This is a genomic window from Collimonas sp. OK412 (genome assembly GCF_900112135.1).
Taxonomy (GTDB): Bacteria; Pseudomonadota; Gammaproteobacteria; order Burkholderiales; family Burkholderiaceae_D; genus Collimonas; species Collimonas rhizosphaerae.
On sequence record NZ_FOLC01000001.1, the window covers coordinates 60,363 to 79,140 of the forward strand.

Here is an 18,778-nt window from a genome sequence, read left to right on the forward strand (position 1 = left end):
GTTAACCCAGCTCAGGGGCTGCTTGCGCGTATCCGCCATGGCGGCACCGGCCCGAACTGCCGGATCGCATATTCGATGAATTTCTTCGCCCGTGCCGACATGCCCTTGCGCTGCGGCACCAGCGCGATGACATCGGCCGGCGCCAGGTTCCATTGCGGGAGAAGGGCGACCAGCTTGCCGCGCCGGATATTTTCCGCGACGTCCCATTCGGAACGGATCATGATGCCTTTTCCCATCAGGGCCCATTGATGCACCACTTCGCCATCGTTGGAGCTCAGGATCGGATCTACGCGCACGCTATGCTGAAGCGCTCCCTTGGAAAACTTCCACAAGCCCACGTCTTCGTCGTTCTCCTGCAGCACCAGGCATTGATGCCGGGCCAGCGACTGCGGATCGGCCGGCGATCCCGCGCGCCGGATATAAGATGGGGACGCGCACAGGATCCTGGCGTTGGCGCCGATCTTGTAGCGCACCAGGCTGGAATCGGCCAGGGCGCCGATGTGGAACGTGATGTCGGCCTTGTGTGCCTCGCCGGCGCTGATGCGGTCGAGCAGGGTCAGTGAAACCTTGACGCCGGGATGGTCGCTCTGGAACTGCGCCACCAGCGGCGTCAGGTAGCGGCGGCCAAAGCCGAACGGGGCGTTGATGCGCAGGTGCCCGGCAACAATGCCTTGCCGTGCTTTCAGTTTTTCAAACAGGATATCGTTCTGCTCGCAAATCGCCGCGCCTTCTTCCGCCAGCAGCTGGCCCTCGTCGGTGAGGCACATGTTCCGCGTGGAGCGGTCGACCAGGCGCACTCCCAGCCTGGCTTCGAGCTGCTGCAGGCGCTGGGTCACGGCCGAAGCGGTCACGTTGATCTCGCGCGCGGCGGCGGCAAGGCTGCCGGTTCTCACCACGATCATGAAAAAGCGGATATCGTCGATCGGTATCATTATTAAGTAAAACTTAAGTTAGCCATGTATTTCATTTAACCACAGTCTTGAAAATACGATCGATAATTTCGCCATACCAACTGGATCGAGGCTGACATGGCGAAAAAATATCAGGCAATCTTGTTTGACCTGCTGACCGCATTGCTGGATTCCTGGTCGGTCTGGGACCGTGCCGCCGGATCGGAACAGGCGGGGCGCGCCTGGCGTGCCGAATACCTGCGGCTGACCTACGGCTGCGGCGCTTACCAGCCGTATGAAGAGCTGGTGGCGCAGGCTGCGCAGAACGTCGGGCTGACGGCGGACCTGGCGCAGCAGCTAGAACAGAACTGGCTCGATCTCCAGCCTTGGCCGGATGCCGCCGCGACACTGGTCCGCCTGCGGCAGGATTATCGGCTGGGCGTGGTGACCAATTGCTCCGCCAGGCTTGGCCGGCTGGCGGCCGACAGGGTCGGCGTTCCGTTCGAGGTGGTCGTGACGTCGGAGCAGGCCGGGTTTTACAAGCCTGACCCGCGGCCGTATCGGCTGGCGCTGGAGAAACTGGGCCTGCCGGCAGAGCGCGTGCTGTTTGTCGCCGGCTCAGCCTATGACATGTTCGGCACGGCGCAAGTCGGCCTCGATACCTTCTGGCATAACCGTATCGGCCTGGCCGCGCCGGCCGGCGCGCCGGCGCCGCTGGCAGAGTCGGCGCGGATAACAGACCTGCTTGAGTTTGTCGATATCAAATAAATCGGGGAAATGACATGAATGACGCCACAATAAACCTGCCGCGCCGCCTGAGCGATCTTGAAACCCCGGCGCTGGTGCTCGACCAGGACCGCATGGAGCAGAACATCGCCCGCATGCGCGCCAGCCTGGCCCGTTTCGACGTGGCGTTCAGGCCGCACGTCAAGACCAGCAAATCGATCCAGGTAACGCGCGCCACGCTAGGCCAGGCCAGCGGGCCGATCACGGTGTCGACCCTCAAGGAAGCGGAATATTTCGCAGCCAATGGCTTCACGGATATCCTGTATGCGGTCGGCATTGTGCCGGGAAAATTCGATCATGTGACCAGGCTGCGGCAGCAGGGAATAAAGTTGACGGTCGTGCTGGACAGCCTGGAAATGGCCCAGGCCCTGTGCGACAGGGCGCGCCGGGAAAATACGCGCTTCGACGTGATGATCGAGATCGACTCCGACGGCCACCGCTCGGGCGTGGTGCCCGATGCGCCGGAACTGCTGGATATCGGACGTTGCCTGGCCGCTGGCGGCCAGCACCTGGCCGGCGTCATTACCCATGCCGGCAATTCCTACAACTGCCGCTCGATACCTGCCATCAGGCAGATGGCGCAGCAGGAGCGCGATGCAGCCGTCGGCTGCGCAGAACGCTTGCGCGCGGCCGGCATCGCCTGTCCTGCGGTCAGCATCGGTTCGACCCCGACCGCCATGTTTGCCGGCAACCTGGATGGCGTCAGCGAAGTGCGCGCGGGCGTGTTTGTGTTCGGCGACCTGGTCATGGCCGGCCTCGGCGTTTGCCGCCAGCAGGACATCGCGCTATCCGTGCTCACCACGGTGATCGGGCACCAGAAGGAAAAAGGCTGGATCATCACCGACGCCGGCTGGATGGCCATGTCGCGCGACCGCGGCACCAGCAGGCAGGCGGTGGACCAGGGTTATGGCCTGGTCTGCGATCTCGGCGGGGCACTGCTGCCCGATGTGCTGATGGTGGACGCCAACCAGGAACACGGCGTGATCGCGCACCGCTCCGGCGATCCTGCGCAAACACCGGACCTGCCCATCGGCACCATGCTGCGCATCGTGCCGAACCACGCCTGCGCAACCGGCGCGCAGCATTCCCGCTACCATGTCGTCAGCCGGGATGCCGCGGATATCCTGGATGTCTGGGAACGATTCCGCGGCTGGTAGCAACGGTTCTTGTCCCATCACGTACCTCTACAACACAAATCGACCATGAAAATCATCCATGCCCCAGCCGTGCCGGCGCCGCGCGGCCACTATTCGCAAGCAGTCGAGCAGAGCGGTTTTATCTTTTTGTCAGGCATGCTGCCGGCATCCGATACGATCGATCCCGCCACCCACGATTTCCGGCAGCAGTGTGAAGCAGTGTTCAGCCAGTGCCAGGAAGTCCTGCGAGCCGCAGGCTGCGGCTTTGGCGATGTAGTCCAGGCGACGGCGTATCTGGTCGGGGTTGAAAACTGGGGGTTGTTCAACGAGATCTACGCCAGCTACCTGGGCGCGCACAAGCCGGCGCGCGCCGTGGTGCCGGTGCCGGCCCTGCATCACGGCTATGCGGTCGAGCTGCAGCTGGTTGCTTTCGTTCCCGGCGGGGTTCAGGCATGCTAAATTAGCGTTTCGCAATTGATGCCTCCTTAGACAACAAGGAAAAACCATGTGGACTCATGAAGAGAGCATTGAAACCAGCGCCACGCCGGCGCGGATCTGGCAGCTGTTTGCAGACGTGGAAGGCTGGAAGAAGTGGAACCAGGGAATCGACAACATCCAGATCCATGGCGCATTTGCGAATGGCACGACATTCACGATGCAGCCACCCGGTGAAGACGTGTTTACCACTACCTTGATCGACGTCAAGGAGAACCAGGGTTTTACCGACGAAACGATCATAGACGGCACCCGCGTGCTGGTGCACCACAAGATCGTGCCGCTGGCGTCGGGCGGCTGCAAGGTCATCTACAGCACGGAAATCACCGGGCCGGCCGCGGCGGATTTCGGGCCGATGGTGACCGCGGACTTTCCCGATGTGCTGGGCGCGCTGAAGAATATCGCAGAAGCTTAGCCGGCGGCCAGGGCTAGCAGCTTGCTTACCGTATTGATGTTGCGGACGGTAGCGATGCCGGTCGATGCGGGCAGCTTCAGCTTCGATCTGCCCATGCCTTCGGGATAGTGGATATAGATTTCTTTTTTCCCCGGCCGGACTTGTTCTGCGCCGGGAATCAGCAATAGCTCAAGCCAGCCCTTGGGCAGGCTTGAACTGCAAAAAACCACGGCGACTTTCGACGGCTCCGCATCCGGGAAAGGATTGGCTTTCAAGATGGCGTGCAGCTCTGCCGTTGTGCGCAGCAAGACATCGACCGGTTTGCCCATCTTTTTTGCCAGCGCCTGCGCCAGTTCCTGGCCGACGGCGTCCTTGCCTAGCGTACTGTCGAAGACTACGTTGCCGCTCTGGATGTAGGTGCGGACATTGCCGAAGCCCAGTCCGCTGCACAGCGCGGCCAGTTCTTTCATCGGCAAGACGCTGTTGCCGCCGACATTCACCGCGCGCAGAAGCGCCGCATAAACCGTCATTCTCATGCTCCCGTCAATAGAGGGTGGCTTTGACCCGCGCCGGCAGTTCGCGGTCGTAAGCATCGGCATCGAAACCACCGCTGCTCAGGCGTTTCAGCATGGCGCCAGGGCTGGGGAAGCTGGTGCGTTCAATTTGCTGCGCGGGGTCCCACAGTTTCGAGCGCACCAGCGCTTTTGAACAATGGAAGTAGGTCGCTTCTATCTTGACGGTGATGACAGTGCGCGGCAACTTGCCATCTATCGCGAATTGCTGGAGCAGGGCCGGCTCCGCTGAAATCTCGGCGCGGCCGTTGACGCGCAGGGTTTCACCGATGCCGGGCACGATGAACAGCAGGGCGATGCGTGGATCGGCGATCAAGTTGCGCAGGGTGTCGATACGGTTGTTGCCGGGACGGTCGGGGATCGCCAGCGTACGGTCGTCGAGGATCTTGACGAAGCCCGGCGCATCTCCCTTGGGCGAGCAATCCATTCCTCCCGGACCGTGAGAGGAAAACACTACAAATGGCGAGGCTTTGACGAAGGACCGGTAGTCCTCGTTCAGATGATCGATTTCTTTCCACAAGGACCGCTCATGCGGTTTGCCGTAGATTTCCTCGAGCTGCTCGACGGTGGTAAGCATATCTGTTCCCGGACGTTGGTTTGACGCCGATTTTACCGGGAAACCATCGCCTTCGCAGGCCCCAATGGCGTCCATGGATAGCAGCCGCGTCGCCGCAATCGTCAGAACAGCAGGGTCGAGGCGTCTGCCTGCGCGCCGATCCAGGCGCAAGCGTCTTGTACCTCGGTACGCCTGGCTTCCGGATACACCAGGTAGAAGGCATAGTTGCTGAGCACCGGACCGAACGGCTGCACCAGCAAGCCGCTTTGCAATTCCGGCTCGATCAATGCCGTGCTCAGCAGGGCCACGCCTTGTCCGGCGATCGCCGCCGAGATGGCATGGCTTTCGTCCGAGAACACGATGCCGCCTTGGCTGTCCAGGCTGCTGAATTTGGCGCGCTTTGCCCAGGCGCGCCAGGTCGAGGCATTACGCAGCGAAGCCTGCCATTCGTTATGGATCAAGGTGTGCTTGAGCAGGTCCTTGGGTTTCTTCACTTTCAGCAAAGGACTGCAAACCGGCGCGATGCGGTCATCGAACAATTTTTCCGCCACCAGTCCCGGCCAGGAACCGAGGCCGTAGCGTATCGCGATATCCGCGGTATGGCCGTCCAGCGGCGCGATTTCCACTGAAGTGTGGAGCCGCAGGTCCTGTTCCGGATGCGCGTTCCTGAACGCGCCTAGCCTGGGCAGCAGCCAGCGTGCTGCAAACGCCGGCGTAGTGGTGATGGTGAGCAGGCGCGCTGCATCGCGCGGCCGGATGCGGCCGATGGCTGCGGCAAACAGGTCGAAGCCGTCGCGCAGCGCCACATACAGTTCCGATCCGGCAGACGTCAGGCGCAATTGCCGGGGCAGGCGCTGGAACACGGCGACACCGAGGCTGTCTTCGAGGCGCCTGATCTGGTGGCTCACCGCAGTCGGCGTGACGGACAGTTCTGCCGCCGCAGACTTGATGCTCAGGTGGCGCGCCGCGGCCTCGAACGCTTTCAGCGCGGCGAGCGGAGGCAGGCGGCGTGCGGCCTGGTTATCCAATGGATGAGTTTTATTTTCCATGAACAGGCAAAACTTGTCGTTTGTCCAAAAAATATATGGGGATTACAGTTTATCCGGAAAGCTGATGCATGAATTTAATTCACAAGGATAACTGAAATGACTACCTTGCTACACCTGGACGCCAGCGCGCGCGAAGGACAATCCGGCCTGCAGCCGCACGGCTCCCATACGCGCAGGCTGACGCATCGTTTCATCCAGCAGTGGCTGCAGCAGCGGCCAGGCGACCTGGTCCGCGTACGCGATGTCGGCCTCAATCCGCCGTCGCCGGTGAGCAGTGCATGGATACACGCCGCCTTTACCGCGCCTTCGTCGCGCGAAGACTGGATGCACAAGGCGCTGGCGGAAAGCGATACGCTGGTCGATGAAATCCTGGCGGCCGATATCCTGGTGCTAGGCGTGCCCATGTATAACTTCAACGTGCCGGCGCAATTCAAGTCCTGGATCGACAATATCGTCAGGGTGGGCCGCACCTTCGGCTTTGATCGCCAGCGCCAGGGCGAGCCTTACTGGCCGATGCTGAAGGACGCCGGCAAGCGCGCGGTGGTGCTGTCGTCCAGGGGCGACCACGGTTACGGGGCGGGGCAGAGGATCGCCGCCATGAACCATGTCGAGCCCAGCATCCGCAGCGCCTTGGCGTACATCGGCATTGGTGAGCTGCACAGCATCGCGGTCGAATACGATGAGTTCGGCGACGAACGCCTCGCGGCGTCCATTGCCGCGGCGGAGGAGGAGATTGCCAGCCTGGTCAGGCGGATGGCAAGCGAGATAGCTTAGGTTGCGGATTGCCGGCAGGCGCCCTCGACTGCGTTGTGATGGCGAACATGATTGCTGCATAATAATTGCGGGCGCAAGGATTTATGCCTTGCCAAAAAAAATAAAGGAAATCCATGCAATTGTCGAAAGCGCAGGTGAGTGCCGCCATCCTGTATTCCCTGCTTCTGTTTGCGTCATCTGCAACAACAGCCCTGGCTCAAGACGGGCAAGAGGCGGCCCCGGCCTGTCTCACCGGGGCCTACCGCTCGCCCGCCGGCGAGATCGTGACGCTGACGCAGCGGCCCGGATTTCCGGCCACCCTGCTGGCCAGCAGCTTCGATGGCCGTATCGGCACCTTCGAGACCGATGCGGAAAATGCCATGAGCGCGGCAGCAGATGCCAACGACCGGTCCAGGCTAGCGGGCCACTTGCGTTACGCCGGGTGCCAGGATAAGCCTGTCGTTTTCCAGTTCGAGGGTGGTCCGGAGCAGCAATGGTCGCGCCTGCCGTTGCGCATTACCCGCACCCGGTTCATATCCGGTGTCCTCAGGCTGAATGGCGAATTGATCGAGCCTCTGACGCCTGTGGACAAGCCGCCGCTGTTCGTGCTGGTGCACGGTTCCGAATCGACCGCGGCGGTAGATGCAAGCAATCGCGCTTTCCTGATGGCGAGCCAGGGTATCGCCGCATTCGTGTTCGACAAGCGCGGCACCGGGCAGTCGGAAGGCGCCTATACCCAGGATTTCGTGAAGCTTGCGGATGATGTTGCAGCTGCCGTGGTCGAGGCGCGCCGGCTCAGCGCAGGGCGCGTCGGCCGCGTCGGCGTGGCCGGGTTCAGCCAGGGCGGCTGGGTGGCGCCGCTTGCGGCGACCAAGGCGCCGGTCGATTTCATGGTGGTGGGTTACGGTGTCATAGGCACGCCGATAGAGCAGGACCAGTGGCAGGTCGACTATCAGCTGCGTAACCTCGGTTACGGCGAGGATGTGGTCGGCAAGGCGCGTTCGCTGACGGCGCTGGCCGGCACGGTAGCGGCGTCGAATTTCCGCGCCGGCCTGCCGCAGCTGCAGCAAGCCAAAGGCAAATACGCAAGCGAGCCGTGGCTGGACAAGGTTGACGGCCAGTACACGGGCGAGCTGCTGCGCGGCGAAGTGGAAAGGGCGCGCGGTGAAAGTCCCGGCGTGATCTGGCATTACGATTCGGAGGCGGCCTTGCAGCGTCTTGCGATTCCACAGTTATGGATATTTGCGCAAGATGACTCGGTAGCGCCGAGTGCGCCGTCGATTGCGCGCCTGGAGCGTTTCAGGGTTAGCCGCAAAGCGATCGATATCGCTGTCTTTCCCGGTTCCGACCACGGTATAAGGACCTTTACGGCCAAGCCTGACGGCAGCCGCAAATATGGCGGTTATGCTGCGGGATACAACAGCCTGATGGCCGGCTGGATGAAGGGCCAGCCGCCGGCGCCTGACGCCCGGGACAAAATGCTCGGGGCGCAGGATTTCCGCTGAGGTCAGGCCTTGAACTTGTTCTTGAGGGCATCAAGTTTCGAGCTTGATGCGGCTTGTGCCGGGGTGTCGTCGGCCTCGGCGTCCTGCTCGTCGGCAAATTCGTCGGCGAGGTTTTTCCAGCCCTTGCTTGCCGCGAAGTCATTGAATTCTTCCGGCGCTTCCAGCACAATCAGCTTGTCATCTTGCAAACCAAGGTCGCCGTGGCCGAAATCCGGGCCGGCATAGCCGCTGCGGCGCAACTGGGCCAGGACCTGGGCGATCAGCACCTTGTCTTCGTACAGCCGGTCCTTGCCGACCGCTGCGGCGAAATCGACATAGACGTCGATGATGCCGTAACCTTCGTCGAAGATGCGGATTGCTTTAATGTTATGAGTACGCCCGGCAGCGTCGGTGACGCTGAATGGCCCGCTGAGTTGGATGTCGGTTTCGCTGTTCATCCGAGGAGGATACACCAAATGCGGCTGAACCTAAGGCCCTGGCTAGCGTCAGAACAGTGACATCAGGTGCGAATCACCGGTAGACTGACGGATAGCAAATTTGGTTGAGAGGCGCTGCAGCGTCCGCAGAGAGAGGTTCGCAAAACCGGCCCGAAGGAGACAAAATGCGTGATATCTCATACAACAGGTCGAACAGGTCGGCGGAGCAATTTTCCTGCGATCCCGCGGTGATTGAAAAATCGCACCAAAGATCGAGCGCCTACGGCCTGGGGCAGCACGACAAGCCGGACATCATGCCGCTGGACCGCAGCTCCCTGTCGCTGCTGCTGGAGCAGAACAGGGTCTTGCATACGCATGCCTTGCCGGTCATGGAAACTTTGTACGAGCAGATCGTCAACACCCATAACATGGTGATCCTGACCGACGCCAACGGCGTGATCGTGCACGCGCTCGGCGACGACGATTTCCTGGTCAAGGCCAATCGCGTGGCCCTGAATCCGGGCGTGGCCTGGTCCGAGCAAAGCAAGGGCACCAATGCGATCGGCACCGCCATCGCGGAGGGCGCGCCGACCACGGTGCATGCCGACGCCCATTATCTTTCAGCCAATCATTTCCTGACCTGTTCGGCAGCGCCGATTTTCGACTACCAGGGCAATATCCTCGGCGTGCTGGATGTCAGCGGCGACCGCGGCAGCTATCACAAGCACACCATGGCGCTGGTGCGCATGTCGGCGCAGATGATCGAGAACCAGTTGTTTACGGCGGCATTCGAGAATGCCGTCACGCTGCATTTCCATAGCCGGCCCGAATTCATCGGCACGCTGGTGGAAGGCATCGCCTGCTTCACCCCCGGCGGCCGTTTCCTGTCGGCCAACCGCAGCGCCTTGTTCCAGCTGGGTTTGTCGCAGGCGGCGTTGCAGTCGCATACCTTCAGCTCGCTGTTCGGCTTGCCGCTGTCGACCTTGTTCGACCACTACCGTGCTGCCGCTCCGGGCCTGCTCAGCCTGTGCCTGCACAGCGGCGTCAAGGTCTATGCCCGCGCTGAATTGAGGCTGGCCAACAGCGTGTTCCAGCATTACAGCGAACAGCCGCCCCTGCCGGCGGCTGCTGCGCCGAAAACGGCGCCGCGCCGCCTGTCCAGCTTGCGTTACCTGAATACCGGCGATCCGCACATGGCGACCCTGATCGGCAAGCTCGAGAAGGTGGCGGGGCGCGACATCCCGGTCCTGATTACCGGCGAGACCGGCACCGGCAAGGAATTGCTGGCGCAGGCGATCCATAACGACTCGCCGCGCAAGGACAATGCTTTCGTCGCCGTCAACTGTGCTTCGATTCCGGAAACGCTGATCGAATCAGAACTGTTCGGTTACGAAGAAGGGGCGTTTACCGGCGCCCGCAAAAAGGGCGGGAAGGGCAAGCTGTTGCAAGCCAACGGCGGTACGCTGTTCCTGGATGAGATCGGCGACATGCCGCTCGGCCTGCAAGCGCGCTTGTTGCGCGTGTTGCAGGAGCGGGTGGTGACGCCGCTGGGCAGCACCAAGGCGATCCCGGTCAACCTCGCGGTGATTTGCGCCACCAACCGCAACCTGCGCGAATTGATCGCGGCCAATCTGTTTCGTGAAGACCTCTATTATCGTTTGAACGGCCTGGTGGTCAAGCTGCCGGCCTTGCGCGAACGCAGCGATCTCGATGTCATCGTCGACCGGCTGCTGGCGGAAGCCGGCAGCGAGGGCCGCAGCTGCAGCGTCGCGCCCGACATCATGGACCTGTTTCGCAGGCACAGCTGGCCGGGGAATTTCCGCCAGCTGAGCAACCTGCTGCGGACCGCGGTAGTCATGGCCGAGGATGGCGGACTGATCCGGCTGGAGCACCTGCCCGACGACTTCCTGGAGGATGTGCAGCCTCAGCCGCCGGTCGCGGTTGCCGTGGCCCCGGATAGCGGCGCCGGCAGCCTGGAAGACCTGGCGCAGGCCGCAGTCAGGAAAGCCTTTGCCGCCAGCGGCGGCAACGTCTCCGCTACCGCCAAGGCGCTGGGAGTTTCGCGCAATACCGTGTATCGCAAATTGAACTTGCGTTAGAAGGTGAGTTAGAAGGTGACAGTGGCGACGACGGTGTCGGTATATGTCGTGGCGACACCGGTTTGTCCCGACGGCACGCGGGCGTATATCGTCAGCGGCGTCGCCGTGCCTGTGGCGCTCACGGCTGCCGGCGCGGTGGCTGCGGTGTTGCCCCAGGTCGTGGTGCGTCCGGAATCCGAGAACAGCGAATAATTGAGATAGGTCGGCGTGCCGCCGCCGCTGGATACCCGCCGCAACGGTGCGGCGTCGGTGGAGCCGGTATTGGCGTTGGCGCCTTGCCCCAGCGTAATGACGGGCGCGGCGCCGGGAGTGCAGGTGGTGGTGACGCTGGCGGTCACGTCCTGGTTGGTCGTGGCGTTGGTCACGATCGGATCGTAGGTGGTGGTAAAGCCGAGGGTGGCGATGCTGCAGTTGCTGGCGACGGTGACCGTGTTGGTCATGGTCGCGGTGGCTGTCGCGGCAAAAGCGCTGGCTGCGCTGCATGCCGATGCGACAAGCAAGATCAAACCCTGAGTAGTATTTTTCATGACGAATCTCCCGATTGCCACTGCCTGGTTATCCGGGACGGACCACGCTTGACCTGCGTTTGCTAGCTGTATCTATAGCACATAAATTTCTTTATGGAAATATTTATTTGCCGATTCCAGCCATCTGCAACTTGCACGGCAAGGCCGTGCAAGTTGTCATCAAGGCATTACAGCGTTGGTAAAACCAGCGTCGATTGCTGGCTAGGGCTGAATTCAAAGCGCACGCCAAACCGTTCGCCCAGGTTCACCGGCGAAGCGTACAGGCTGTCGGCGGTATCCAGCACCACGCCGATGTGATGGCCGGCCGGCACGTCATAGGCGGTAGCCGAGAACTCGATCGGGAAATCCACGGTCTGGCCGGGCGTTGCCCAGTGCAGGGTAGTGGCGCCATGAGTGATCAGGATCCCGGTGCCGATCGCATCCACGTCATACAGGTAAGCCACCACCTGGGCGCGCGCCTGCGACGGCGTGGCGCGCAAATTCAGCTTCGGGATGCCGCGGATTTTCTGCGTGGCGCTGAGCGCCGGCGCTTCGTAGCGGACGCCGGCAGCGAGGCTGACCGTGAGCAGTGAATTGATCACCGGCAGGTTGACGGTTTCGCCCAAGGTGGAGAGGATCGGGATCAGGCCGCTGCTGGCGGTAGTGTCGAACAGGTTCTGGATCAGGTCGGAGCCGGCGTTCTGGTTTGGCGTGGCAGAGATGTAGCCTTTGTCGCCTTTGCCGCAGAAGCAGCTGAGATCGAAACGGACTGCGCCGCGCGGCGCCAGGTAATAAGTCTTGTTGCTCAGTTCAGGAGCGGGCCAGGTGGCAAACGATTCGCGGCGGTCGCTGAACTTGATCTGCATGGAAACCTGCGGTTCGGTATCGACACCGTTTTTCTCGCCTTTCAGCCAGCGGTTGAACCAGCGGTGAGCCTGGTCGTAAGGATAGTTGGGAGCGCCCAGCAGGGCGCCGGTCAGTTCTGCCGAAGCGTGGATGCCGGCATTGAGCAGTATCTTCTTGGGCCCGGTCAGCGCAGCGAACATCGCCAGCGAAGAGTTCGGCGTGAACATGTCGTCCTGGAAGTTCTTGCTGAGGAACACAGGCGCGTTGCGCTTGTTGATGGCGGCGACATAAGTGGATGGCGAGCGCGGTTTTGCCCAGGCGGTGATTTCGGCAATCCTGGCGGCGCTGGTATTGGGATCAAGCAGGGCCAGTATGTTCTGGTTCACCTCGGGCGCAGGGCGGCCGGTGACGCTGCCGGCCAGGCCGAGTACTGTGGCCCAGGTCAGGTTGGGCGAACCGGACGTGTACAGCTGATCCGCCAGGGTGGCCCAGCCGGATAGCGCAACCGCGGTCTTGAAGCGCGGATCTTGCCCGAGCGCGATCAGCGACAGTCCGGCGCCGTAGGAAATGCCGCTGGCGGCGACATTGTTGATATCGATAGGCGCATTCGCTTGCAGCCAGTCGAGCACCGACGAGACATCGCGCGCATCTTCCGGCGCGGCGACGTCGACCTGGCCTTCGGACAGGTAGAAGCCGCGCGCGGTATAGCTAGCCACGACATAACCGTCTTGCGCCAGCTTCTGCTGCTGGCCGATATATTCGACGCGGCCGGGCGCCGCCCAGCTGGCGATCATGACGATCGCGGGAAATTTCTGGTCGCTGCTGCTGCGTTTCGGCAGGAACAGGTTGGCCGCCAGTTTGGTGCCGTCGAAACTGGTGATGGTCATGGCGGGGATCCAGCAGGTGCCGTCGACGGGCGAGACGATCCCCGGCGATTGCATGGGAGTGGTGTAGCCGGCCGCTTCCGCCGCACTGGCGCTGCGGCACAGTTCGGCATTGGCGGCGGAGGAAGCCAGCCCTAGCGTCAGGATGATTCCGGACAGGGTAAGCAGAGACGAGATGCGCATGCGACGTTCTCCTGAATTTATGGTTGAATGTTTTGTGCCAAAACAAGGCGGGGGACTGGCAAGGTTTGAAGCAAGGAACTGCTGGATGATGATTGCAGCGGTAGTCAAGACTGCTTGCTTCGGGAAAGCGCGGAAAGCGAATGATCGTTATCTTGCGAGCCGTTTTCCCAAGGCGTTTGAGGCAGTGGAAAGTGCGTTAATGCATAAGTGAACGATCGTTCTTTTTCTGTCTTTTATTAACCCACGCATCGCGTTGCAGCATCAACGAAAAGATTAGAAGATAGCGACTAATGATCAATGTGCACTGGCGATAGCGAAAGAGAATCGGAGGACGGCGATGTTAAAACGGGTTGATGCGGGCGTTCTTAATGTTACCTACGAGGAGAGCGGCGATGCCGGCGGCCGCGCGGTTTTCCTGATGCATGGCTTTCCATACGATATCCACGCTTACGATGAAGTGAGTGCATTGCTGGCAGCGGCCGGCTGTCGCGTCATCGTGCCGTATTTGCGTGGCTACGGCCCGACCCGCTTCCTGTCGCCCGATACGCCGCGCTCCGGCCAGCAGGCCGCGCTCGCCCACGATCTGTTATCGCTGATGGATGCGCTGGCGATCCCCGATGCGGTGCTGGCCGGCTACGACTGGGGCGGCCGTGCCGCCTGCATCGTTGCCGCGCTGTGGCCGGCGCGCGTGCGCGGCCTGGTGTCGGCGGGCGGTTACAACATTCAGGATATCGCCGCATCGGCAGCGCCGCAGGCGCCGGAAAACGAATGGCGCTACTGGTACCAGTATTATTTCCATGGCGAGCGCGGCAGGGCCGGGCTGGCGCAAGACCGCTACGCATTTTGCAAACTGCTGTGGCGCCTTTGGTCGCCGAACTGGCGCTTTGACGAAGAGACCTACCGGCGCAGCGCCGCCTCTTTCGATAATCCCGATTTTGTCGATGTCGTCATCCATTCCTATCGCCACCGGTTTGGGCTGGCGCCAGGCGATCCTGCGTACGAGGACACCGAATCATTGCTGGCCGCGCAGCCGCGGATCAGCGTGCCGGCCATCGCGCTGGACGGCGGCGGCGACGGCGTCAGCCCGATCGGCGGTTCGGAAGGGCATGGCAGGTTTTTCAGCGGACCGTACCAGCGCCGGGTGATCCCGGTTGCCGGACACAACTTGCCGCAAGAAGCTGCGCAGGATTTTGCCGGTGCTATATTGGCGCTGCCCTGATCATTTTTTGAAAGGCTGCCTTATGCTGCGTCTGGTGCTGCTGCTGTTGGGTGTCGATTACTTGCGCGACCGCTGGCGCGGATTGCGGATCATCGGCTGGATATGGGCGGTCGCCGGGGTCGTGATTTTTGTCGACGCCCTGGATAATGCACTGTATTTCCCGATCAGTTTTTTCGCCTATTTCTTGCTGGCCGAAGGAATCGCGACGTTGGCGGTGGCGTGGACCGGGGTCGCCGGGCAGCGCATCTTGCGCAACATCAAAGGCGCGGCGTTTATCGTCGCCGCGCTGCTGATCCTGGCGGGGCACCATCACGGCAATTTCATCCTGTCGATGATTTTCGGCACGCTGTTCCTGGCGGACGGATTGCTGCAATCGATCTCGGCGGCGGTGGTGCGTTATCCGCGCTGGCGGCTGGCGTTCGCCGGCGGCATCGTCGAGTGCGGCATCGCGATTTTTTTCTACCAGCCTTATCCGACCCACTACGTAGGCACCGTGCCTTACTGCATCGGGCTGGGCCTGGCGTTCGGCGGCTGGCAGATGCTGCTGCTGGCGTACCGGGTGCGCCGCTTGTCGGCCAAGGCGACGGTCGAGTCGGTGCTGCAGAGGGCGGAGACCGGCTCGGCCCAGCAGTATGCGGGAGAGGCCGCCGAGAACGCCGCGCGGGAATGGGACGGGCCGCCCGCTGCCGGCGAAAAAGCCTTGACCGTCCATGTCTGGACGCCGGTCGGTTCGTCAAGGGCGCCGGCGCAGCGGCTGCCGATCATCGACCGTTATATTGCCGCGGTTGATTCGGAAGGTGTCATTTCAACCGGCCATGCGGCGCTTGAGACGCCCGAAGGCGTCTACATCAGCCTCTATCCCGGCGTTGAAATCGACAGGTCTCCGGATGAATTCGGGCGCCTGCTGCGGGCGACGCATGACAACGATGTGCCGGGACTGTTCCAGCCGGACTATCCGACCGAATCGCGCGCATGGTGCGAATCCACCGTCAAGGTCAGGATCAGGAACTATAGCGCGCAGCGGCTGGCGGCTTTTTGGGAAAGCTACAGGCAGGACAGCACCTATAACCTGACCTACCGCAATTGCTCGAGTTCGGTAGCGCGTGCGCTGGAAGCGGCGCTTGAAGGCGCGGCCGGCAGGATCCGCGGCGGCAACGGCTGGGGCGCTTTTGTACGGTTGTTCCTGACGCCGGAATTGTGGGTCGCCGCGCAGATCCGCAAGCGCGCCAAAACCATGGCGTGGACGCCGGGGCTGACCCTGGACTATGCGCGCGCCATGAGCATGCTGGCGGACCCGAGGCCGTTCGGCTGGCTGAAGATGGCGCGCCTGGCAGTGCGGACCATGTCGCGTTCGCGCCGGACATGGCGCCAGGAGCAGGCAAAGGCCAGGAGGCCAATGCCGGGCAATCAAGAAAACCCCTATCCCTGAAAGCCTGGCGCGGTTTACTGCCTACAGCCGGCTTGCCTCTATCTTGCCTAGCAGCCACTGCAGGCCGGCCAGGTGCTGCTGGTCGTGGCTGCACAGGTAGTGCGCCAGGCTGCGCAGCGTCAACCGGCCGTACCCTTCGAATTCGGCGCTGCGCCTGAACTGTTCCTGATCCAGGCCGGACAGCAGTTCGACCGTCTTGGCGCGCGCCGCGCGGAACGACATGAAAACTTCAGCCGGATCGGCGGCGGCGTAATTGCGTTCCTTGGCAAGGATGTTGCTGTCGATCGACGCCAGCAGCGGATTGGCTTCATCCAGGGTGCGCCGGAAGCGCAAGTGATAGCCGTCGATTTCGATGTCGCGCACATGGCAGATCTGTTCGATGGCGGTGAACGGTTCGCTTGGCACGCCTTCCCAGGACGCTGGCGCCCAGTGCCGGAACTCGGCGGGAATGGCGGCGTAGTGCGCTTCCAGCTGCGGCGGAAAAGCGGCGAGGGCGGCGATCGTGATAGGGTGCATTGCTGGCGTGCCGGGAGGCATGGGTTTTCGGACAGGCAATTATATGGCAGCGCCAAAAATGCGTTGCGGCGCCGCCCTTTTTTGCCATGCCGCCGCACGGCCCGCATGGCCGGTCCCGGCTACGGGGTCTTTCTTTTGTCGCCCAGGAACGACGACAGCAGGTCCATCGGCAGCGGGAATACCACCGTGGTGTTCTTGTCGGCGCCGATCACCGTCAGCGTTTCCAGGTAGCGCAACAGGATTGCCTGCGGCTCTTGCGCCAGGACGTGGGCCGCCTGGTAGAGTTTCTCGGAAGCTTGCAGCTCACCCTCGGCGTGGATCACCTTGGCGCGCCGTTCGCGTTCTGCTTCGGCCTGGCGGGCGATGGCGCGTATCATCGATTCGGTCAGGTCGACCTGCTTGATTTCGACATTGGATACCTTGATGCCCCACGAGTCGGTTTGCGCGTCAAGCGCCTGCTGGATGGCGAGATTCAGTTTTTCGCGCTCGGCCAGCATGTCGTCCAGCTGATGTTTGCCCAGCACCGAGCGCAGCATGGTTTGCGACAGCTGGCTGGTGGCGTTGAAAAAGTTGGCGACTTCGACGATGGCCTTTTTTGGATCGACGACGCGGAAATACACCACGGCGTTTACCCGCACCGAGACGTTGTCGCGCGAGATGACGTCTTGTGTCGGCACCTCCAGCACGACGGTGCGCAGGTCGACCCTGACCAGTTGCTGGATCGCAGGAACCAGCAGCACCAGTCCCGGGCCCCTGACGCCGGAAAAGCGTCCGAGGGTGAACACTACGCAACGTTCGTATTCCCGGAAAATGTAAATTGCCGCGTTGAGCAGGATGAGCAGGACGAAGATGATTGCGGCTAGTCCGAACCAGGCGAAATTCCAGGGCATTTTGTGCCTCCTTCCTTGTCGAGGATGGCCTGCGCCGGCTGCCGCGTCACTGCGGGGCCGCGCCGACAGGCCATGCTTTCAGTATAGGTCACCGCACGCCACTTAAACATCTCCACGCTCATGAATCGCCGGTAGCCGCCATGGACCGGGCTTTCTCATTTCATAACAAACCGGCATCAGGCCGGGCGCCGCCTGAACCAGCCGGCAAGCGACATGCGGTCGCGCGTCGCGGGCAATACCTCATGCAGCATGTCGGCCGACAGGAACAGCACCAGGCGGCTGCCCAGCGGTGCAATGTCTTCGGTGCATTTCCCCAGCGGATGCAGGCGCAGGGCGCCGCCTTGTTCCGGCAGCCAGTCCTGGTTCAGGTAAATGACCACCGATACGGTGCGGCAATCGTCGTCGCGAAAGCGGTCCAGGTGGGCCTGGTAGCCGGCGCCCGGCGCGTAAAACGCGAAATGGCTTTCATATTCGTCCAGCCCCAGGTAGAGCTCGCGGTTTAACGTCATGCGCAAGTTTTCCATGATCTGCAGGTAGCGGTCGCACGCCGGCGACTGTCCCGCTTGCAGCCAGAGGATGCGATCGCCGCGGATGTCCGCGCGCAGCAATTGCGCCGCGCCTTTGCCTATGCCGGCCGGATTCAATGCGCCGCTGTCCGCCAGCACGCGGCATTCCGCGGCCAGTTCCAGCGTCAGCTCGGGCGACAGGAAAACATTGTGCTGCGACCAGCCGTGTTCGGCCAGGCCATCGGCCATGTGCGGCGGCAGCGCCGCGTTGGAGTGCTCGGGGAAGGCAGGGGACTGCATCGCTACCACTCTTGGGAAACATGCTTTAACTGCAGATCGTCAATATTCCAGGAGCGCTGTTTCAACGATGCCGCCAAACGAATCCAGACCAGCGGATTGCGGGGCTAACCGATCCATCATAACACCGCGGCGGGCGCCGCGGAGACCGGTCCTCAGGTCTCGCTCCATTGCCGCATCAGGTTGTGGTAGCAGCCGATCAAGGTGCGGCGCGCCTGTTCGTCGGCGTTGGTCTGGTTCAGTTTCTGGATGGCGTTGTCCATGTCGAACAGCAGGCTGCGCTGGGCATCGTCGCGCACCAGGCTTTGCACCCAGAAGAAACAGGCGCTGCGCACGCCGCGCGTGATCGGGGTGACCTGATGCAGGCTGGTGGCCGGATAAACCACCATGTCGCCGGCCGCCAGTTTGACCGAGTGCATGCCGTAGCTGTCTTCAATCTGCAGCTCGCCGCCGTCATACGACGCCGGGTCCGACAGGAACAGGGTGGCGGAGATATCGGTGCGCAGCTTGCGGCCGTCATGCGGATGGATCCGCACGCTGCCGTCGACGTGGGCGCCGAAGGCCATGCCCTCGCCGTAGCGGTTGAACATCGGCGGGTAAACAGTATTCGGCAGCGCCGCGCTGATAAAGCGCGGGTGGCGCTCCAATGCCTCCAGGATGATCTGCTGGCATTGCAGCGCCACTTCGGAACGTTCGTCGATCTGCTGGTTGAACTTGACCGCCGCTCCCTGGTAGCCGGCCGTGACGCGGCCATCGATCCATGCCGCGCCGGCCTGGTCCAGCAGCTGGCGCACCGCGTCCAGCTGGCGGGCGTCGAGTACCTTGGGAATGGCGATCAGCATAGGCTTCTT

At 62.2% G+C, this 18,778-nt stretch carries 21 protein-coding genes; 10 read left to right on the top strand and 11 right to left on the bottom strand.

Features of this window, described 5'->3' with window-relative positions:
- Positions 1-11: 11 nt before the first annotated feature.
- A complete protein-coding gene (locus BM062_RS00240) occupies positions 12-932 on the bottom strand; it encodes a LysR family transcriptional regulator (protein ID WP_092391918.1) in 921 nt (306 codons plus the stop codon).
- Positions 933-1,028: 96 nt separating this feature from the next.
- On the opposite strand from BM062_RS00240, the gene BM062_RS00245 reads away from it, so the two are divergent.
- Genes BM062_RS00245 through BM062_RS00260 form a run of 4 tightly spaced genes read left to right on the top strand, consistent with a single transcriptional unit; the run spans position 1,029 to position 3,722 of the window.
- Entirely contained in the window at positions 1,029-1,658 is a 630-nt protein-coding gene (locus tag BM062_RS00245) for an HAD-IA family hydrolase (RefSeq protein ID WP_092391920.1), read from the top strand.
- Between the two features lie 14 nt (positions 1,659-1,672).
- A complete protein-coding gene (locus BM062_RS00250) occupies positions 1,673-2,833 on the top strand; it encodes a DSD1 family PLP-dependent enzyme (RefSeq protein ID WP_092391922.1) in 1,161 nt (386 codons plus the stop codon).
- 45 nt (positions 2,834-2,878) lie between these two features.
- Positions 2,879-3,271 carry a RidA family protein gene (locus tag BM062_RS00255; RefSeq protein ID WP_092391924.1) on the top strand — a complete coding sequence of 131 codons (393 nt, stop codon included), beginning with the start codon at positions 2,879-2,881 and terminating at the stop codon, positions 3,269-3,271.
- A gap of 46 nt (positions 3,272-3,317) precedes the next feature.
- Positions 3,318-3,722, top strand: a complete 405-nt coding sequence (locus BM062_RS00260; protein WP_092391926.1) for an SRPBCC family protein — start codon at positions 3,318-3,320, stop codon at positions 3,720-3,722.
- On the opposite strand, the gene BM062_RS00265 is transcribed toward BM062_RS00260, so the two are convergent.
- From BM062_RS00265 to gcvA, 3 genes are all read right to left on the bottom strand, one after another.
- The gene (locus tag BM062_RS00265) at positions 3,719-4,237 is read right to left on the bottom strand and encodes a DUF1697 domain-containing protein (RefSeq protein ID WP_254784840.1); all 519 of its coding nucleotides are present in this window, start codon (positions 4,235-4,237) and stop codon (positions 3,719-3,721) included. The two genes, BM062_RS00260 and BM062_RS00265, sit on opposite strands and share 4 nt — an antisense overlap.
- A 7-nt stretch (positions 4,238-4,244) precedes the next feature.
- A complete protein-coding gene (locus tag BM062_RS00270) occupies positions 4,245-4,850 on the bottom strand; it encodes a pyridoxamine 5'-phosphate oxidase family protein (RefSeq protein ID WP_092392677.1) in 606 nt (201 codons plus the stop codon).
- Positions 4,851-4,951: 101 nt separating this feature from the next.
- Positions 4,952-5,878 carry a transcriptional regulator GcvA gene (gcvA, locus tag BM062_RS00275; RefSeq protein WP_254784841.1) on the bottom strand — a complete coding sequence of 309 codons (927 nt, stop codon included), beginning with the start codon at positions 5,876-5,878 and terminating at the stop codon, positions 4,952-4,954.
- Positions 5,879-5,974: 96 nt separating this feature from the next.
- On the opposite strand from gcvA, the gene BM062_RS00280 reads away from it, so the two are divergent.
- Positions 5,975-6,652, top strand: coding sequence for an FMN-dependent NADH-azoreductase (locus BM062_RS00280; protein WP_092391932.1), 678 nt, complete (start codon positions 5,975-5,977; stop codon positions 6,650-6,652).
- Positions 6,653-6,765: 113 nt separating this feature from the next.
- Positions 6,766-8,136: an alpha/beta hydrolase family protein gene (locus tag BM062_RS00285; protein WP_092391934.1), complete on the top strand. Its 1,371-nt coding sequence runs from the start codon at positions 6,766-6,768 to the stop codon at positions 8,134-8,136.
- 2 nt (positions 8,137-8,138) lie between these two features.
- On the opposite strand, the gene BM062_RS00290 is transcribed toward BM062_RS00285, so the two are convergent.
- Positions 8,139-8,573 (bottom strand): hypothetical protein, encoded by a 435-nt coding sequence (locus BM062_RS00290; RefSeq protein ID WP_092391936.1) that lies wholly within the window; start codon positions 8,571-8,573, stop codon positions 8,139-8,141.
- Positions 8,574-8,737: 164 nt separating this feature from the next.
- Between BM062_RS00290 and BM062_RS00295 the strand changes: the two genes are divergently transcribed.
- Positions 8,738-10,651, top strand: coding sequence for a sigma-54-dependent Fis family transcriptional regulator (locus tag BM062_RS00295; RefSeq protein WP_175500832.1), 1,914 nt, complete (start codon positions 8,738-8,740; stop codon positions 10,649-10,651).
- Between the two features lie 8 nt (positions 10,652-10,659).
- Here the strand turns inward: BM062_RS00295 and BM062_RS00300 are convergent, their stop codons facing one another.
- Together BM062_RS00300 and BM062_RS00305 are read right to left on the bottom strand one after the other, a co-directional pair.
- Positions 10,660-11,178 (bottom strand): spore coat protein U domain-containing protein, encoded by a 519-nt coding sequence (locus BM062_RS00300; RefSeq protein ID WP_092391940.1) that lies wholly within the window; start codon positions 11,176-11,178, stop codon positions 10,660-10,662.
- Positions 11,179-11,345: 167 nt separating this feature from the next.
- Positions 11,346-13,070, bottom strand: coding sequence for a CocE/NonD family hydrolase (locus tag BM062_RS00305; RefSeq protein ID WP_092391942.1), 1,725 nt, complete (start codon positions 13,068-13,070; stop codon positions 11,346-11,348).
- Between BM062_RS00305 and BM062_RS24885 the strand changes: the two genes are divergently transcribed.
- The 3 genes from BM062_RS24885 to BM062_RS00315 all read left to right on the top strand — a co-directional run bounded on the left by BM062_RS24885 (position 13,069) and on the right by BM062_RS00315 (position 15,718).
- Complete coding sequence (locus tag BM062_RS24885) at positions 13,069-13,281, top strand: hypothetical protein (protein ID WP_139219954.1); 213 nt, start codon at positions 13,069-13,071, stop codon at positions 13,279-13,281. The two genes, BM062_RS00305 and BM062_RS24885, sit on opposite strands and share 2 nt — an antisense overlap.
- A gap of 126 nt (positions 13,282-13,407) precedes the next feature.
- Positions 13,408-14,289, top strand: coding sequence for an alpha/beta fold hydrolase (locus BM062_RS00310; protein ID WP_092391943.1), 882 nt, complete (start codon positions 13,408-13,410; stop codon positions 14,287-14,289).
- Positions 14,290-14,311: 22 nt separating this feature from the next.
- Positions 14,312-15,718 carry an HdeD family acid-resistance protein gene (locus BM062_RS00315; RefSeq protein ID WP_092391945.1) on the top strand — a complete coding sequence of 469 codons (1,407 nt, stop codon included), beginning with the start codon at positions 14,312-14,314 and terminating at the stop codon, positions 15,716-15,718.
- A 21-nt stretch (positions 15,719-15,739) separates the two neighbouring features.
- Here BM062_RS00315 and BM062_RS00320 read toward each other — a convergent pair whose 3' ends face one another.
- The 4 genes from BM062_RS00320 to BM062_RS00335 all read right to left on the bottom strand — a co-directional run bounded on the left by BM062_RS00320 (position 15,740) and on the right by BM062_RS00335 (position 18,769).
- A complete protein-coding gene (locus tag BM062_RS00320) occupies positions 15,740-16,234 on the bottom strand; it encodes a DinB family protein (protein WP_092391947.1) in 495 nt (164 codons plus the stop codon).
- 119 nt (positions 16,235-16,353) lie between these two features.
- Positions 16,354-17,124 carry a slipin family protein gene (locus tag BM062_RS00325; RefSeq protein WP_092391949.1) on the bottom strand — a complete coding sequence of 257 codons (771 nt, stop codon included), beginning with the start codon at positions 17,122-17,124 and terminating at the stop codon, positions 16,354-16,356.
- Between the two features lie 176 nt (positions 17,125-17,300).
- Positions 17,301-17,930 (bottom strand): 2OG-Fe(II) oxygenase, encoded by a 630-nt coding sequence (locus tag BM062_RS00330; RefSeq protein WP_092391951.1) that lies wholly within the window; start codon positions 17,928-17,930, stop codon positions 17,301-17,303.
- A 152-nt stretch (positions 17,931-18,082) separates the two neighbouring features.
- Positions 18,083-18,769, bottom strand: a complete 687-nt coding sequence (locus BM062_RS00335) for a Fe2+-dependent dioxygenase (RefSeq protein WP_092391952.1) — start codon at positions 18,767-18,769, stop codon at positions 18,083-18,085.
- Positions 18,770-18,778 lie beyond the last annotated feature (9 nt).

Bases quoted from the DNA above. Each gene is read 5' to 3' on its own strand.
- BM062_RS00335 (WP_092391952.1), bottom strand. From the start codon at position 18,769: ATGCTGATCGCCATTCCCAAGGTACTCGACGCCCGCCAGCTGGACGCG.
- BM062_RS00320 (WP_092391947.1), bottom strand. From the start codon at position 16,234: ATGCACCCTATCACGATCGCCGCCCTCGCCGCTTTTCCGCCGCAGCTG.
- BM062_RS00285 (WP_092391934.1), top strand. From the start codon at position 6,766: ATGCAATTGTCGAAAGCGCAGGTGAGTGCCGCCATCCTGTATTCCCTG.
- BM062_RS00280 (WP_092391932.1), top strand. From the start codon at position 5,975: ATGACTACCTTGCTACACCTGGACGCCAGCGCGCGCGAAGGACAATCC.
- BM062_RS00260 (WP_092391926.1), top strand. From the start codon at position 3,318: ATGTGGACTCATGAAGAGAGCATTGAAACCAGCGCCACGCCGGCGCGG.
- BM062_RS00290 (WP_092391936.1), bottom strand. From the start codon at position 8,573: ATGAACAGCGAAACCGACATCCAACTCAGCGGGCCATTCAGCGTCACC.
- BM062_RS00245 (WP_092391920.1), top strand. From the start codon at position 1,029: ATGGCGAAAAAATATCAGGCAATCTTGTTTGACCTGCTGACCGCATTG.
- BM062_RS00255 (WP_092391924.1), top strand. From the start codon at position 2,879: ATGAAAATCATCCATGCCCCAGCCGTGCCGGCGCCGCGCGGCCACTAT.
- gcvA (WP_254784841.1), bottom strand. From the start codon at position 5,878: ATGGAAAATAAAACTCATCCATTGGATAACCAGGCCGCACGCCGCCTG.
- BM062_RS00295 (WP_175500832.1), top strand. From the start codon at position 8,738: ATGCGTGATATCTCATACAACAGGTCGAACAGGTCGGCGGAGCAATTT.
- BM062_RS00325 (WP_092391949.1), bottom strand. From the start codon at position 17,124: ATGCCCTGGAATTTCGCCTGGTTCGGACTAGCCGCAATCATCTTCGTC.
- BM062_RS00240 (WP_092391918.1), bottom strand. From the start codon at position 932: ATGATACCGATCGACGATATCCGCTTTTTCATGATCGTGGTGAGAACC.
- BM062_RS00305 (WP_092391942.1), bottom strand. From the start codon at position 13,070: ATGCGCATCTCGTCTCTGCTTACCCTGTCCGGAATCATCCTGACGCTA.
- BM062_RS00265 (WP_254784840.1), bottom strand. From the start codon at position 4,237: ATGAGAATGACGGTTTATGCGGCGCTTCTGCGCGCGGTGAATGTCGGC.
- BM062_RS00310 (WP_092391943.1), top strand. From the start codon at position 13,408: ATGTTAAAACGGGTTGATGCGGGCGTTCTTAATGTTACCTACGAGGAG.
- BM062_RS00300 (WP_092391940.1), bottom strand. From the start codon at position 11,178: ATGAAAAATACTACTCAGGGTTTGATCTTGCTTGTCGCATCGGCATGC.
- BM062_RS24885 (WP_139219954.1), top strand. From the start codon at position 13,069: ATGCGACGTTCTCCTGAATTTATGGTTGAATGTTTTGTGCCAAAACAA.
- BM062_RS00315 (WP_092391945.1), top strand. From the start codon at position 14,312: ATGCTGCGTCTGGTGCTGCTGCTGTTGGGTGTCGATTACTTGCGCGAC.
- BM062_RS00270 (WP_092392677.1), bottom strand. From the start codon at position 4,850: ATGCTTACCACCGTCGAGCAGCTCGAGGAAATCTACGGCAAACCGCAT.
- BM062_RS00250 (WP_092391922.1), top strand. From the start codon at position 1,673: ATGAATGACGCCACAATAAACCTGCCGCGCCGCCTGAGCGATCTTGAA.
- BM062_RS00330 (WP_092391951.1), bottom strand. From the start codon at position 17,930: ATGCAGTCCCCTGCCTTCCCCGAGCACTCCAACGCGGCGCTGCCGCCG.